Annotated in this window: 13 protein-coding genes; 8 read left to right on the top strand and 5 right to left on the bottom strand. The window is 60.8% G+C overall.

Annotated features, from left to right (window positions below):
* The 3 genes from FEM54_RS09170 to FEM54_RS09160 form a co-directional block, all read left to right on the top strand.
* On the top strand, positions 1–581 hold a 581-nt coding region (locus tag FEM54_RS09170), incomplete at its 5' end, for a DUF6625 family protein (RefSeq protein ID WP_138450533.1).
* Entirely contained in the window at positions 578–1,732 is a 1,155-nt protein-coding gene (locus FEM54_RS09165) for a glycosyltransferase family 4 protein (RefSeq protein ID WP_138450531.1), read from the top strand. The genes FEM54_RS09170 and FEM54_RS09165, both read left to right, overlap by 4 nt.
* Positions 1,729–2,613, top strand: a complete 885-nt coding sequence (locus tag FEM54_RS09160; RefSeq protein WP_138450529.1) for a glycosyltransferase — start codon at positions 1,729–1,731, stop codon at positions 2,611–2,613. The genes FEM54_RS09165 and FEM54_RS09160 overlap by 4 nt, the downstream gene beginning before the upstream one ends.
* Positions 2,614–3,167: 554 nt before the next feature.
* Here the strand turns inward: FEM54_RS09160 and FEM54_RS09155 are convergent.
* Positions 3,168–5,030 carry a bifunctional O-antigen ligase/aminoglycoside phosphotransferase family protein gene (locus FEM54_RS09155; RefSeq protein WP_138450528.1) on the bottom strand — a complete coding sequence of 621 codons (1,863 nt, stop codon included), beginning with the start codon at positions 5,028–5,030 and terminating at the stop codon, positions 3,168–3,170.
* 159 nt (positions 5,031–5,189) lie between these two features.
* Between FEM54_RS09155 and msbA the strand changes: the two genes are divergently transcribed.
* The 3 genes from msbA to FEM54_RS09140 all read left to right on the top strand — a co-directional run bounded on the left by msbA (position 5,190) and on the right by FEM54_RS09140 (position 9,593).
* Positions 5,190–6,995, top strand: a complete 1,806-nt coding sequence (gene msbA, locus FEM54_RS09150) for a lipid A export permease/ATP-binding protein MsbA (protein ID WP_017138499.1) — start codon at positions 5,190–5,192, stop codon at positions 6,993–6,995.
* Positions 6,996–7,240: 245 nt separating this feature from the next.
* A complete protein-coding gene (gene hldE / locus FEM54_RS09145; protein WP_017138498.1) occupies positions 7,241–8,665 on the top strand; it encodes a bifunctional D-glycero-beta-D-manno-heptose-7-phosphate kinase/D-glycero-beta-D-manno-heptose 1-phosphate adenylyltransferase HldE in 1,425 nt (474 codons plus the stop codon).
* Positions 8,658–9,593, top strand: a complete 936-nt coding sequence (locus tag FEM54_RS09140) for an NAD-dependent epimerase/dehydratase family protein (protein ID WP_017138497.1) — start codon at positions 8,658–8,660, stop codon at positions 9,591–9,593. Before hldE ends, FEM54_RS09140 begins: the two co-directional genes overlap by 8 nt.
* 58 nt (positions 9,594–9,651) lie before the next feature.
* On the opposite strand, the gene FEM54_RS09135 is transcribed toward FEM54_RS09140, so the two are convergent.
* Genes FEM54_RS09135 through FEM54_RS09120 form a run of 4 tightly spaced genes read right to left on the bottom strand, consistent with a single transcriptional unit; the run spans position 9,652 to position 13,028 of the window.
* Positions 9,652–10,611, bottom strand: a complete 960-nt coding sequence (locus tag FEM54_RS09135) for a hypothetical protein (RefSeq protein WP_017138496.1) — start codon at positions 10,609–10,611, stop codon at positions 9,652–9,654.
* Between the two features lie 41 nt (positions 10,612–10,652).
* Positions 10,653–11,465, bottom strand: coding sequence for an aldo/keto reductase (locus FEM54_RS09130; RefSeq protein ID WP_138450526.1), 813 nt, complete (start codon positions 11,463–11,465; stop codon positions 10,653–10,655).
* Positions 11,462–12,637 carry an NAD(P)/FAD-dependent oxidoreductase gene (locus FEM54_RS09125; protein ID WP_138450524.1) on the bottom strand — a complete coding sequence of 392 codons (1,176 nt, stop codon included), beginning with the start codon at positions 12,635–12,637 and terminating at the stop codon, positions 11,462–11,464. Before FEM54_RS09125 ends, FEM54_RS09130 begins: the two co-directional genes overlap by 4 nt.
* A 55-nt stretch (positions 12,638–12,692) precedes the next feature.
* Positions 12,693–13,028, bottom strand: a complete 336-nt coding sequence (locus tag FEM54_RS09120) for a DMT family transporter (protein ID WP_017138493.1) — start codon at positions 13,026–13,028, stop codon at positions 12,693–12,695.
* Between the two features lie 103 nt (positions 13,029–13,131).
* Here FEM54_RS09120 and FEM54_RS09115 point away from each other — a divergent pair, with 103 nt between their 5' ends.
* Together FEM54_RS09115 and FEM54_RS09110 are read left to right on the top strand one after the other, a co-directional pair.
* The gene (locus FEM54_RS09115; protein ID WP_017138492.1) at positions 13,132–14,022 is read left to right on the top strand and encodes a LysR family transcriptional regulator; all 891 of its coding nucleotides are present in this window, start codon (positions 13,132–13,134) and stop codon (positions 14,020–14,022) included.
* 23 nt (positions 14,023–14,045) lie between these two features.
* Positions 14,046–14,410 (top strand): glycosyltransferase N-terminal domain-containing protein (locus FEM54_RS09110; protein ID WP_276614447.1); only part of this gene is annotated, 365 nt, incomplete at its 3' end.

Genomic DNA, 14,410 nt, shown 5'->3' with positions numbered 1-14,410 from the left:
ATTTCTGGGCGTTTGGCGATCTGGACCTGATCTACGGCAACCTGCGCGAGTATTTCACCGCTGAGCGGTTGGCCAGCCATGACTTGTTTTCAACCCATGAACGACGAGTCGCCGGCCATTTGTGCCTGATGCGTAACACGCCCAGGAAGCGGCATGCGTTCATGCACATCAAGGATTGGGAAGCGCGTTTTACCGATCAGGCGCATCATGCGCTGGATGAAGGCGCATTCAGTCGAATTTTCCTGTGGCGCAAGAACTTCCCGAAGCCGTTGTTTGAGCTGGTCGGCAAGTTCAACCCATGGCGTCGGCGCAGTGAGTTTACCGAGGCGTTCAGTACGCCCGGTGGTGTGATCAAATGGCACGACGGCAGTGATCGCTTCCCGCATCAGTGGTTCTGGAACAAGGGCCGCCTGACTAACGACAGGGATGGTGAGCGGGAATTTCCGTATTTCCATTTTGTCTGCTGGAAGCGTAATCAGTGGCCGTTGCTACCGGAGCCTGACGCCGAATACGTCGAGACGCTGGCGGCTGAAACAACCTGGGTGGTTGATGCCACGGGTTTCCATCGAGGAGAGTTATGAGTCGGCGTTTCAAGGTCCTGCAACTGCAGCCTGACTACAATGTTAAATCCCATGACTTTGCCGACCTGGCCGAGCAGATCGTCAAGGCATTGCCCGCCGAGCGCTATGAGGTCACCGCCGCGTTCCTGCGTGGCAAGCCGGCGCCTGGGGAACCGGTCAGCCGGGCTGCCAAGTCGGTCTACTTCGAGTTTTCCGACAAGTCACTCAAAGGCTTGCGACTGCGCGCCATGTGGCAGTTGTATAAGTTCTGCCGCCGCGAACAGTTCGACGTGGTGGTGTGCAACCGCTTCAAGCCGGTCAACATGATGTTGCAGCTCAACCGTTGGTTGAAGATCCCGTTGTGCATCGGCATCTCCCACGGTTTTGGCGAGTATGACCGTCTCTACCGCCGCAAGCAGGCGCAGCGCTGGATCGACGCGCACTGGCGCTTTGTCGGCGTGTCGCCGGCGGTCAAGCAGTACCTGCTCGATTGCCAGTGCGGGTTTACCGACCAGAATACCTACGCGATTACCAACGCCATCGACATCGAGCAGGCCGAAGGCTTGCAGCATTCACGCACGCGTGCGCGCGAGTTGCTGGGCATTGACCCTTCGGTGCGGTTGATCGGCGCTTTGGGCCGGCTGGTGCCGGTCAAAGGTCACACCTATTTGTTGCAGGCGTTTGCGGCGCTGAAAGATAACTACCCGACCGCGCAGCTGGCCATCATTGGCGCCGGGCGCGAAGAGGCCAACCTGGCTGCGCAAATCCAGAGCCTTGGTCTGGATGGCCGCGTGCACCTGTTGGGCTTCAAGGAAAACGCGCTGCAATACGTGCGTGCCTTTGACATCTGGGCAATGCCTTCGCTCGCAGAAGGCCTGGGCCTGGCGCTGCTGGAAGGCATGAGCGGCCGCCTGCCGGTGATTGCCTCCAGCGTACCGGCCATGCTGCCGTTGATCGAAGGCGCCGGTGGCCTGGCGGTGGAGCCGGCCAATGTGCCCCAGCTGACCGAGGCGCTGGACACTTACCTGGCGCTGTCCGACGAGGCACTCGCACAAAAAGGCGAGCAGGCCTACCAGTACCTTCAGGCGCAACACGACATTGAGGTATTCCGTCAGGAATACCTGGAGCTGATTGATTCAGGGTTGGCTCAAGCACGCGGGAAGAATGTATGAGCCAGAGTCAGCCGTTGGTCACGGTGATCATTGCGTCGTATAACCATGCGCCCTACATTGAGGAAAGTATCCTCAGTGTGTTGAACCAGACCTATCCCAACATCGAACTGCTGGTGGTCGACGATGGCTCGACAGACGACAGTGTCGAGCGCATCCGTCGCCTGCAGGATCAGCACAGGTTCGACTTTCGTGTGCAGCAGAACCAGGGGCTGACCAACACCCTCAATGGTGCGATTGCCCGGTCTCAGGGGCCGCTGATCGTGCCGTTCGGTTCGGACGACATCATGATGCCCGAGCGCATTGCGACCCAGGTGGCCTATATGGATGGCAAGCCTGAGGTGGGGATCTGTGCGGGCAATATCGAGCTGATCGACTCCCAGGGCGAGCTGTTCCCGGAGAAGCGCCAGCGCCGTGACGTGCCGTTTCGACGCCTGGATTTCGACGATATGTTCCTGGAGCGCAAACCTTACCCGCCAGCGCCTACGCTGATGATCCGGCGTGAAGCGCTGGAAAAGGTCGGTGGGTTTGACCCGCAGATTCGTCTGGAAGATTTGCTGATCGAACTGAAGATTACCCACGCTGGGTACTTCATTGATGGCTTGAACGTGGTGATGGCGCGCTACCGCAAGCACGCGACCAATTCGTACAAGAATCATCGATTCATGATCGATAATATCCTGCGCACCTACGCGTTGTTCAGTGATCACCCGCTGTACAACGAGGTGCGTTACAAGTTCCTCAGCTCCATGTTCCTCAAAACCTCCAACCGCAACCGTGCGTTGGCGCGAGAGCTGCTGGCGCAAATTCCGTTTCGGGCCTGGAACAAGAAGACGTGGCGCGGCTTGGGCCGCCTGTATTTTTCCCCGCTGGAAAAAGACTGATACCAAGATCAAGCAGCACACCTCCACTGGATGTGCCGCAATCTAAATGTGGGAGCTGGCTTGCCTGCGATGGCGGGTTGTTGGTGTACATATCCGTTGCTGCGGTAACGGCTTCTATTGGTTCCGCTCTTACAGCGGGTCACTTTTGTAAAGACCGGAATGCCGGCCCAGACAAAAGTAACCAAAAAGTCTTCGCCCCAACACTCGGTGCCTCGCTATGGCTCGGCATGCCCGCAATCCGCCAGTGATTTGGGGGGTCGCCGCGATGGGCCATCCTTGGCCCAGCGCGGCTAAACCGGCATCCCTGCCGGTTTACCCCCCAAATCACTGTCGAATTGCGGCCATCGTGTTTGACGGGGCGATTTCAGATCAAGATCAAGATCAAAAGCGCAGATCAAAAGACCGCTGACTTCGTCATCGAAAAGGATGTAAGGGCCAGAGCAACAGCAGAGCCATACTCGGTCAAAGGTGGGAGCTGGCTTGCCTGCGATAGCATCACCTCGGTGCATCAGAAGTACCGAGGTGTCTGCATCGCAGGCAAGCCAGCTCCCACATCAGGCCGCCGGGCGGGCGAGTGTCAGTACCTGTTCGCGGATTTTCTGCGTGGCGTGCGGCGAAGCCACCGAGGCATAGCCCTTGGCCAATTGCTCGAAGTGAGCTTCGAACAACCAATTGCGATCCTGCGAATAGCGTTGCATATGCTTGAGGTTGCGCTGGCGCAGCGTGTTGCGCAGCGCTGACGGATAGACGCGCATATCCGCCACGTCGATCAGGCCGAACTCTCCGTCTTCCAACAGCAGCACATTGCCCAGGTGCAGGGAGCGGAAGTAGACACCGCGTTCGTGCAGTTGGGCCATAAACCGCCCAAACCGTTCGATCAGCGATTCGCGCAGGCTGCTGTCCAGGCTTTGCAAGGCCTGGCGCAACGTCAGGCCCGGCAGTGGCTGGTAACGCACGGCGGTGCTGCCGTCGCGCAGGCTGTACAGGTCGAGGATCGGCGGTGCTGTAATGCCCAGTGCCTGGAGCTGTTCGCTGTTGCAGGCAAACCGTTCCGAGTACGGGTTGAATGTGCCCGAGGTGTACCAGCGTCGAGCCCTGAACAGCTTGAGGAAGCTGCCATTGCCCAGGCGCAGGACTTTAGGCCCCAGGCCATCTTCCTCGACGATATGCGCGCCTTCGCACAGGGCTTTGAACACCTGTGGCTTGGGCGTGCTCACCACAATGCGCAGCAGGCTGTGGCGACGCTTGGCGATGCTCAGGCCGGCGATCAGTGCGAGGGGAATCCACAGCAGGAACCAGTGCTCCTTGGGCCGCGACAAGATGCCACCGCCTTCGGTAAGCCCCGCGCCGATGCCGTAGGCCAGCAGCGAGGAAGTCAGGATAAACAGCGGCTGCGCGCGCTCCTTGAGCCCTGCGTACAGCCCGCGGCCAAGCATGAAGATCCACGGGATAAAGCCGATGATGCCGACGTAATAAAGCACGCCCAAGGCAAAGCTGTGGGGTTCGCGCAGTGGTTCAAAATCGTAGTTGGCAGGTTTTACATACAGTTCGGAGTCGTAGCTGTGGCCAAGCCATGGATGATCGGCGATGCGGTCGAGGATGATTTGCCAGATTTCGAAGCGGAATGAGCTGCCGCGCTCGGTGATCTGTTGCGGGTAAAACAGCAGCAAGCCGGCGGCCGCCAGCACCAGGGCGGCAACCATCAGCGCCGAGCGCCGATTGCGGCTGAGCAGGCCCATCCAGAGGACTGCTATCACCAGTGCAACCAATGGCGTCCTGGAACCGGTGGCCAGAATTGCCAGGGTCATGACCGCCAGGGCGGGTGCGCTGAGCCACAGTACCCGTAGCCGTTTGGTGGTGACGCAGAGGTACAGCCAATACACGCAGAAAAAGCCGAACAGGTGGGAACTGAGCAGCGGGTTGTCCAAGGCGCCAAGGCCGCCAATCATGCGCATGCTCGGCTCGAAGCCTTTGACGAATGCCACCAGGTTTAACAGCGTCACCACCAGCGCAATCACGGCGGCGCTGAAGAAGATCGGCTTGAACAGGTCATTGCGGTAATGCAGCAGCAGCCCGCAGCCGGCAAACAACATGAACGTCTGCAACGGGATCTTGAACAGGTTGGAGTCGCCGGTGGGTTCCGGGCTCCACAGCACCGTGATCATTGCCCATGCGCAAAATGCTGTGAAGGCAAGCACCAGCGGCTCGCGCAGTAACTCTTTGAGTTCACGTGGGCGCAGGCACAGCAGGAGCAAGGCCGGCAGGGCAAAGAAAATATAGAAGCCGCGGTGCATGACATTGCGATTGTTGACGAAAAACAGCGAACTCAGAAGCAACAATAAGCCAATGGGCAAAATCCAGAGGACCAGGAAGTCGAAAACGCGATTTGTGCCATAGGTAAGGCGCTTGGAGTGCATACAGTAAAGCCGTTCCAGAATAGAGAAAGCCGACCATGTTAAGGCAGTGGCTATATAATGTCGCCCGTTGGATCCAGCCGGGCCGCGGGTCAAGCCGGGTGCAAGTACAACAGAGAAGCTGTGCTAAAGTCAGCCTCCTTTTTCAAAACGCCGCGTGATATGACCGACTCCAGTCCGAGCGCAAGCCCTTCGAGCTTGAAAATATACTTCCGCCTGCTCATGTACGTTAAGCCTTACGCCGGCTTGTTCGCGTTGAGTATTGTCGGATTTCTGATTTTCGCGTCGACCCAGCCTATGCTGGGGTACATCCTCAAGTACTTTGTCGACGGCCTATCCAATCCTGACGCCGTGCTGTTCCCCAGCGTCCCATTCCTGCGTGACATGAAATTGTTGCAAGCCGTGCCGTTGCTGATCATTTTGATCGCCGCCTGGCAGGGCCTGGGTTCGTTCCTGGGCAACTACTTGCTGGCCAAGGTTTCCCTGGGCCTGGTTCACGACTTGCGTGTGCAGCTGTTCAACAACCTGCTGACGCTGCCCAACCGTTATTTCGACAACCACAACTCCGGGCACCTGATTTCGCGCATCACCTTCAACGTGACCATGGTTACGGGGGCGGCCACCGATGCCATCAAGGTGGTGATTCGCGAAGGCATGACGGTGATCTTCCTGTTTGCCTCGCTGCTGTTCATGAACTGGCGCCTGACGCTGGTGATGATCGCGATCCTGCCGTTGATTGCAGTGATGGTCAGCACGGCCAGCAAGAAATTCCGCAAGCAGAGCAAGAAAATCCAGGTGGCCATGGGCGATGTGACCCACGTGGCTTCGGAAACCATCCAGGGCTATCGTGTGGTGCGCAGCTTCGGCGGTGAAGTCTACGAAGAGAAACGCTTCTTCAAGGCCAGCCAGGGTAACACCGACAAGCAACTGCGCATGACCCGCACCGGGGCCATCTACACCCCGTTGCTGCAGTTGGTGATCTATACCGCCATGGCGGTGTTGATGTTCCTGGTGCTCTACCTTCGCGGTGATGCGTCGGCCGGTGACATGGTGGCTTACATCACGTTGGCCGGGCTGTTGCCCAAGCCGATCCGCCAGCTGTCGGAAGTCAGCTCGACCATCCAGAAAGGCGTGGCCGGTGCTGAAAGCATTTTCGAACAGTTGGACGAAGAGCAGGAAGTCGACCGCGGCAGCGTCGAGCGCGACAAGGTCAGTGGCCGCCTGGAAGTGCGCAACCTGAACTTCACCTACCCAGGCACCGAGCGCCATGTGCTCAAGGACATCACCTTCACCGCAGAGCCCGGGCAGATGATCGCCCTGGTCGGCCGTTCCGGCAGCGGCAAGTCCACACTGGCCAGCCTGATCCCGCGTTTCTACCACCACGAAAGCGGCGAAATCCTGCTCGACGGCGTAGAGGTCGAAGACTACAAGCTGCTTAACCTGCGCAAGCATATTGCCCAGGTGACCCAGCATGTCACGCTGTTCAGCGACACCGTGACCAACAACATCGCCTACGGCGACCTGGCTGGCGCGCCACGGGCCGACGTTGAAGCGGCGGCGGCGGATGCTTACGCCAAGGATTTCATCGACCAGTTGCCGAAAGGCTTCGATACCCAGGTGGGCGAGAACGGCGTGCTGCTGTCCGGCGGCCAACGCCAGCGCCTGGCCATTGCCCGGGCCCTGCTGAAGAACGCGCCACTGCTGATTCTCGACGAGGCCACCTCGGCGCTCGACACCGAATCCGAGCGCCACATTCAGGCGGCCCTGGACAAGGTCATGCAGGGTCGCACGACCCTGGTAATTGCCCACCGCCTGTCCACCATCGAGAAGGCCGACCTGATCCTGGTGATGGACGACGGTCGGATCGTCGAGCGCGGCAGCCACGCCGAGCTGCTGGCCCAGAACGGCTACTACGCCCGCCTGCATGCCATGGGCCTGGATGCCCCGGTGCCGGCCGACATCACCTAAACCTTGTGGGAGCGGGCTCTTGTGGCGAGGGAGCTTGCTCCCGCTGGGCGACGTAGTCGCCCCAGAACAACACTGTGTTTCTCTGTTAAAACGCGGTGCCGCATTCAGGAGTGCTTCGCACTCCAGCGGGAGCAAGCTCCCTCGCCACAAAGGTTCCCCGGGATCTTCTGTGCACACCCTCCACAAGCCTCCCATAACCCTGTGCTAATATCGCGCCCCTGTTCATTTTGTATGTGGGTTGCTCCATGAAGTTGTCCATGCCGCGATTCGATCAAGCCCCTGTCTTGGTGGTCGGCGATGTCATGCTCGACCGTTACTGGCATGGCGGTACCTCACGGATTTCCCCTGAGGCACCGGTACCGGTAGTCAAGGTCGAGCAAATCGAAGACCGTCCAGGTGGCGCTGCCAACGTTGCCCTCAATATTGCCGCCCTCGGCGCCCCGGCCTCCCTGGTGGGTGTGACCGGCGACGACGAAGCCGCCGACAGCCTGGCCAACAGCCTGCGCGGTGCCGGTGTGCGCGCGCTGTTCCAGCGCATTGCCCATCAGCCGACCATCGTCAAGCTGCGGGTCATGAGCCGTCACCAGCAATTGCTGCGTATCGATTTCGAAGAACCCTTCGCCACCGACGCCCTGGCCCTCAGCGGCCAGGTCGACGCGCTGCTCGAAGGTATCAAGGTGCTGGTGTTGTCCGACTACGGCAAAGGCGCCTTGAAAAACCACCAGATGCTGATCCAGGCCGCCAAGGCCCGCGGCATTCCGGTATTGGCCGATCCCAAGGGCAAGGACTTTTCGATTTATCGGGGCGCCAGCCTGATCACGCCAAACCTCAGTGAGTTCGAAGCCATTGTCGGCGGTTGCGCCGATGAGCATGAGCTGGTGACCAAAGGCGCGGCGCTGATGGCCGACCTCGACCTGGGCGCCTTGCTGGTCACCCGTGGCGAGCACGGCATGACCCTGCTGCGCCCGGACCACCCGGCGATGCACCTGCCGGCCCGTGCCCGTGAAGTGTTCGACGTCACCGGTGCCGGTGACACCGTCATCTCCACCCTGGCCGCCTCGATTGCGGCGGGTGAAGAACTGCCCCACGCCGTGGCCCTGGCCAACCTGGCGGCGGGTATTGTGGTGGGCAAACTGGGTACCGCGGCTATCAGCGCACCCGAGCTGCGCCGGGCGATCCAGCGTTCCGAAGGCTCGGAGCGCGGCGTGCTGGGTATCGAGCAATTGCTGCTGGCCATTGACGACGCCCGTGCCCACAAAGAAAGCATCGTGTTCACCAACGGCTGCTTCGACATCCTGCATGCTGGCCACGTGACTTATCTGGAACAGGCGCGCGCCCAAGGCGACCGCCTGATCGTCGCGGTCAACGACGATGCCTCCGTCAGCCGCTTGAAGGGGCCTGGCCGTCCGATCAACAGTGTTGACCGGCGTATGGCCGTATTGGCAGGTCTCGGCGCAGTCGACTGGGTGATCAGCTTCTCTGAAGGCACCCCGGAAAACCTGCTGGCCCAGGTCAAGCCGGACGTGTTGGTCAAGGGTGGCGACTACTCCGTCGATCAAGTCGTAGGCGCCGATATCGTCAGCGCTTACGGTGGTACGGTCAAAGTGCTGGGGTTGGTTGAAAACAGCTCGACCACGGCCATTGTCGAGAAGATCCGCAACAATGAGTAATGCTGAAAAGTGGGTGTTGATCACCGGAGGTGCCGGCTTTATCGGCTCGCACCTGGTCGATGCGCTACTTGCCAAAGGCTATGCCGTGCGGGTGCTGGATGACTTGTCCACCGGCAAACGCAGCAATTTGCCGCTGGATAATCCGCGCGTACAACTGATTGAAGGCAATGTCGCCAATGCCGAGTTGGTGGCGCAAGCCGCCGTCGGCGCCACCGCCGTCGTGCACCTGGCTGCTGTGGCTTCAGTGCAGGCCTCGGTGGATGATCCGGTGAGCACGCACCAGAGCAATTTCGTCGGCACCCTGAATGTCTGCGAAGCCATGCGCAAGGCTGGCGTGAAACGCGTGGTGTTTGCCTCCAGCGCGGCGGTGTATGGCAACAACGGCGAGGGTGCTTCGATTGACGAAGACACCACCAAGGCGCCGCTGACGCCTTACGCGTCGGACAAGTTGGCGGGCGAGCACTACTTTGATTTCTATCGCCGCCAGCATGGCCTGGAACCGGTGATTTTCCGTTTCTTCAACATTTTCGGGCCACGCCAGGATCCGTCATCGCCGTATTCCGGCGTGATCAGTATCTTCAGCGAGCGTGTGCAGCAGGGTGTGCCGATCAGCGTGTTTGGCGACGGCGAGCAAACCCGGGATTTCATGTACGTGGAAGACCTGGTGGATGTGCTGGTCCAGGCCATCGAAGCGCCCGAAGCGCCACTGGGTGCGATCAACGTGGGATGGAACCGCACGACCACGCTCAAGCAGGTGCTTCAGGCGTTGGAAGAGGTGGTGGGGCAGTTGCCGGTGATCACTTACGGGCCGGCGCGCTCGGGTGATATCCGCCATTCGCGGGCGAATAACCAGCGCCTGTTGGCGAGCTTTACGCTGCCGGAGCCGACGCCGCTGAAGGTCGGCCTGGAGCGCTTGCTTAACGGCTGACCTCGGTCATCTGTGGGAGCCAGCTCCCACACAAGCCAGCTCCCACATTGGATTTGCGTCAGCCTTTGGCCTTTTTCTTCGGCACGATCTTGCGCAGCACCCGTTGCGCCAATCGCTTCAACTTCGACTCCTTCTCAGGCTCCGCCAGGCCTTGTTGGCGCAGCCAATCCTTCCAGCGAATGCGCTCATCGCGCACCAGCCAGCCTTCCTGCTGAGCGAAGCTTTCCGCCAGGTACAAGCCGCGTGTGCTGGCCGGGTATAGCTGGTCTTTCTTGACGGTGTACAACTCTGCCAGCGGCTGGCCGTCCTTCAACGGCATCAGGTACAGGTCGGGCCGCTGACGGTCCAGGCGTGCCACCAACTGGTCGCCTTCGAGGCGCTCATCCACATGGAACAGGCTCAAGGACTTGGCTTCCTTGGGGACTTCAAGGCGCAAGTCATAAATCAATTGCAGCGACGCCGTCGGCAGATGCACATACGCCCGTGGGCGCTCGATCAGTTGCATGGTGGCGCAGCGCACCGGGCGAGCGGCGCCGGACAGCGGGCTCAAGCGAAACGGCAGGGCTTCACGGTAATGCAGCGCGGCGGAGTAGGGCGCGGGCAGCCAGGTGTCATTGAAGCGCCCGCCCAGCCAGCCTTCGGGCGTCTCCAGCAGGCATTCTTCGGCAATTTCCTGGATAGCGGTGTGCAGTGGCAGGTTCAGTTCGTGGGCGGGTACGTAGCCGGAGATCAGCTTGAGCACCACGTCGCCACGGTCCTGGCGGCGCTGGCGCACCAGTACCCAGTAATCCTTGTTCTGCCAATGCAGGGTCAGGCGCACCGACACGCCGAGGTTGGCCAGTTCCAGGGCGAAACGTTCAGGGTTTGCCACCTCCACCGGCTTGCGCCGTTGCAGGGTCTGGGCGAAGTTGAGCGGCATGCCCACGCTCTGGTAACTCAGGCCTTCGGGGGTGGCTTCGACGTGCAGCGGCAGTGTCTTGAAGTTACTGGGGTTTTTTCTAATCAGCGTTCGCGGCATGTCGGCTCCTTCTTGCGACGGGGTCGGCCGCGTGGGCGGCATCAGAGTTGACGAATGACCTGGGCAGCGGTCGCCACGTTGTGGGCCAGGTGCAGCGGATTAATGGTCCCGACAATAGCACTGGCGACGCCCGTTTGCGCAAACAACAGCATGAAACTGGCATGAATTGGATCCATTCCTGGCTCAAGGCACACGTGGCCGCTGGCCAGAGCTTTTTTCACCAGGATGCCTTTGCCGTGGGCGGCGGCGTAATCGATCACGGCTTTCTCGGCCTGTTCATTCAGATTGTAGGTGACCATCGCGCAATCACCTTGTTCCAGAGCCTTCACGCCACCTTCGACGGTTTTGCCGGAGAAGCCGAAACCACGGATCTTGCCCTCTTTTTTCAGCTGCGCCAGGGTCTCGTACACCTCGCAATCATTGAGGATATGCAGGTCATTGCCGTCAGAATGCACCAGCACCAGATCGATGAAATCCGTTTCAAGTCGTTTCAAGCTGCGCTCAATGGACATGCGCGTATGCGCGGCACTGAAATCGTGATGGGACACGCCGTCGGCAAACTCTTCGCCGACCTTGCTGACAATCACCCAGTCGTTGCGCTGGCCGCGTAGCAGTGGCCCCAGGCGCTCCTCACTGCGCCCGTAAGCCGGCGCGGTGTCGATCAGGTTGATGCCCAATTGCTGGGCCTGGCGCAATAACATCCGTGCTTCGTCGTCATTGGGAATCTGGAAGCCGTTGGGGTATTTCACCCCTTGATCACGGCCCAGCTTGACGGTGCCCAGGCCCAGCGGCGAGACCAGCAGGCCGGTGCTGCCCAGTGGTCGATGCAGGTCGTGCAGGGTTGGCAGGCTCATGGCAACAGTTGCTCCCAGGCAGGTTGGCCGAGGGTCGGTTTTGGCAGCTCGGGCAGCGCGTCGCTGGCGCTTGGACGAATGCCGTCGCGTTCCAGGGCGTTGAGTACACGATCGGCGAAGTCCGGCGCCAGCGCCAGTTTGGTCGGCCAGCCCACCAGCAAGCGGCCTTGTTCGGCGAGGAAGGCATTGTCGGGGCGGCTCAGGCCCGATTGCAGCGGCTCGGCACGCTCGACACGCAGGGTGGCCCATTGGGTCTGGCTCATGTCGATCCACGGCAGTAACTGCGCCAGCTCTTTTTGCGCAGTGGCGATCTGTTCTTGTGGTGTGCGGGCCACGCCATCCGCCTCGGCGATATCGCCGCCCATGTACCACACCCAGTTGCCGTCGGCAGCCGGGTGAGTGGTGATGGTAAGGCGCGGCTTGGTGCCGCCGCCCAGGCAGTGCGCATACAGCGGCTTCAGGCCCGGGCCTTTGGCGATGATCATATGCAATGGGCGGGTTTGCATGGCGGGCTGGCTGAGGCCCAGGGCCGTCAGTAACTCAGCGGTGCCGCCACCGGCACTCAGCACGATGCGCTGGGCGCGGATCTCCCGGCCATCGACCTTCAGGCCCACCAAGGTATCGCCTTCAAGCAGCGGTTCGATGTGTTGCCCGGCGAGCAAGCCGTCGCCGGCCAATTGCGCCAGGCGTTCGATCAGGCTGGGCACATCGATGACCAGTTCGGCCAGGCGATAGACTTTGCCCTTGAAGCGACGGTCCTGCAGGGCTGGCGGCAATTCGTCGCCCTTGACCTGATCGACGCGGCCACGCACGGCTTTACTGGCGAAGAAGCTGGTGAGGTTGCCGGCGATCGTGCCGGGCGACCACAGGTAATGGGCTTCGGAGAGCAAGCGCACGCCGGTCAGGTCCAATTCGCCGTTACCCGCCAGGGCTTCGCGCCAGCGGCGCGGCATGTCGGCAATGGCTTCGGACGCGCCGGTGAGCGCGCCATGCAGGGCGTATTTCGCGCCGCCGTGGATGATCCCCTGGGACTTCACGCTTTGCCCGCCGCCCAAGGTAGCGCTTTCCACCACCACCGTGGAAAACCCCTGGCGGCGCAGGCGTGCGTTAAGCCAGAGGCCGGCAACCCCGGCGCCGACAATCAGAACGTCGGTGGAAATAACGGATGGCATCGGCGACCTCAGTGTTCAAGACAAGAGGCGCAGTATACAGGCTGTAGCGTGGCGGTCAGTGCCCGGCGGTTTTCGAGAACAGCTGAATCACCACCACGCCCAGCACAATCAGGCCCATGCCCAGCATTGCCGGTACATCCAGCTTCTGTCCGTAGATAAACAGCGCGGCGATACTGACCATTACAATGCCCAATCCGGCCCAGACCGCATAGGCGATGCCCACCGGCACCGTGCGCACCACCAGCGTGAGCATCCAGAAGGCCACGCCATACCCCACAATCATCAGCAACAGCGGAATCGGCGTGCTCAAGCCCTTGACGGCTTTCATGGAAACGGTCGCGATCACTTCCGAGCAAATGGCAATGGCCAGGTAAACGTAGGCAACATTCATGGGGGAATCCTCGGTGTGATACGTGCTTGATTAGGTCCGCATTTTAACCCTTCGCGAGATGAGATAAAGTCATTACCTATCCGATTTAAAGATGGGTTGAGTCATGAGCGTGCAATGGAACCTGGAACAGATGCGCCTGTTTGTCAGCGTCGCCGAGCAGCGCTCGTTTTCGGCGGTGGCGCGTGGGCAGCGCAAGGCGCAATCGGCGGTGAGTAACGCAATTGCCCTGCTGGAAGCGGACCTTGGGCTTAGCCTGTTCGAGCGCAGCAGCGGCCGTCAGCCCCGTCTGACGGAAGCCGGCAGTGTGTTGCTGGAAGAAGCGCGTGAGGTGCTGCGCCAATGTGAACGGCTCAATGGTCGGGCGTTGTCGCTGACCCGTGGTGAAGAAGCCTGCCTGCGCCTGGCCCAGGACGAAGCCATGTTATTTCAGCCGGTGCTCGACAGTCTTGAAGCGTTGGCCCGGCAATACCCGCTGCTGGAAGTACAGCTTTCCAGCGCCGCGCAAGGCGATGTGGCGCGCAAGCTGGTGGAGCGCAAGGCCGACCTGGGTTTGCTGTTCTATCACGACCAGATCCCCGAAGCGCTTGAGCGGCGGGTGGTGGGCAGCGTGGAAATGGTCACGGTGTGCGGCGTGAATCATCCACTGGCCCAGGACAAATACGTGACTTGCCAGCGCCTGGCGCAGTTCCGGCAACTGCTGATGTCGACCCAGACCAGCGTGTACCCCGGCAGTGAAGCCGCGAGCCCCCTGGTGTGGCGTGCCGACAGCTTCTACGTATTGGCCGAATGGCTGATGAGTGGCCTGGGCTGGGCCTGGCTGCCTCGGCACATCGTGCAGTACCCGGCCTATCAACAGCAGATGGTCGAGCTGGACAGCGAATGGACGCCGCCGGCGCTGGTGGTGGAGCTGGTCTGGCGCCGCGACGAGCACCTGGGCCCGGCCGCACGCTTCCTGACCGAGCGATTTGCCGAGTGCTTGCAGGCGATCGACTGAAAAAGCCGATAAACTCCGCCGCCATGAATAGAACTCTCTACAGCTGTCTGTTTTACCTGGCGCTGCCGTTGGTGGCTTTACGTCTGTGGCTGCGCGCGCGCAAGGCGCCGGCGTATGCAAAACGTATCGGCGAGCGGTTTTCCTATGGCCTGCCGGTGATGCAGCCGGGCGGGATCTGGGTGCATGCGGTGTCGGTGGGCGAAAGCATCGCGGCCGCGCCGATGATTCGCGGGTTGATGGAGCGCCACCCGACGCTGCCGATCACCGTCACTTGCATGACGCCCACCGGTTCGGAGCGTATCCAGGCGCTGTTCGCCAATGAACCGCGCATTCAGCACTGCTACTTGCCCTATGACTTGCCTTGCGCCGCCAAGCGCTTTCTTGATCG

Source organism: Pseudomonas edaphica (assembly GCF_005863185.1).
GTDB lineage: Bacteria > Pseudomonadota > Gammaproteobacteria > Pseudomonadales > Pseudomonadaceae > Aquipseudomonas > Aquipseudomonas edaphica.
Note: the sequence above shows the minus strand (reverse complement) of the source record. Positions and strands in the feature narration are given on the sequence as shown.